Annotated in this window: 2 protein-coding genes; one reads left to right on the top strand and one right to left on the bottom strand. The window is 69.0% G+C overall.

Annotated features, from left to right (window positions below; all coding sequences use genetic code 11):
• Nucleotides 1–21 precede the first annotated feature (21 nt).
• The gene (locus ABD323_RS45790; RefSeq protein ID WP_184915886.1) at nucleotides 22–219 is read right to left on the bottom strand and encodes a tautomerase family protein; all 198 of its coding nucleotides are present in this window, start codon (nucleotides 217–219) and stop codon (nucleotides 22–24) included.
• 102 nt (nucleotides 220–321) lie between these two features.
• On the opposite strand from ABD323_RS45790, the gene ABD323_RS45795 reads away from it, so the two are divergent.
• Nucleotides 322–503 (top strand): alpha/beta fold hydrolase (locus tag ABD323_RS45795; protein WP_425556380.1); only part of this gene is annotated, 182 nt, incomplete at its 3' end.

Genomic DNA, 503 nt, shown 5'->3' on the forward strand with positions numbered 1-503 from the left:
GGCGCCCGGGCCGGCAACCGATCAGCTGCCGGCCCGCTTGGCGGCATAGGTCTCCCCGCCCGCCGCCCAGTTCTCCAGCGGGATCTCCTCGATCACCACGGTGACCGCCGCCGGGCTCACGCCGGTGATCCGGACGTACGTCTCGGTGAGCTCGCGGGCGATCTCGGCCCGCTGCTCCACGGTCCGTCCGGCCAGCTGCTTGACGTTGATGAACGGCATGACGACCCCTCAGGTTCGGTGCGGTGCGATCACTCGCACGCTATCCCACCGCTTTCCGACTCCGGACACCCCTTGACGGCTAAGGCTATTAGCCTTAGCTTTATGGACATGACGCAGACGCTGACCACCCAGTACCTGGATGTCCCCGGCGGCCGACTGGCCTACGACGACACCGCCACCGAGACCGGCCTGCCGGTCGTCCTGCTCCCCGGCATGCTCGACTCCCGCGCGGTGTACCGGCACCTGCGCCCGCTGCTCACCACCCCCGGCCACCGGGTGATTAC

It is taken from the genome of Kitasatospora nipponensis (genome assembly GCF_039528135.1).
Classification (GTDB): domain Bacteria; phylum Actinomycetota; class Actinomycetes; order Streptomycetales; family Streptomycetaceae; genus Kitasatospora; species Kitasatospora nipponensis.

Excerpts from the sequence above, each read along its gene's own strand:
- ABD323_RS45790 (WP_184915886.1), bottom strand. The coding sequence starts at position 219 with ATGCCGTTCATCAACGTCAAGCAGCTGGCCGGACGGACCGTGGAGCAG.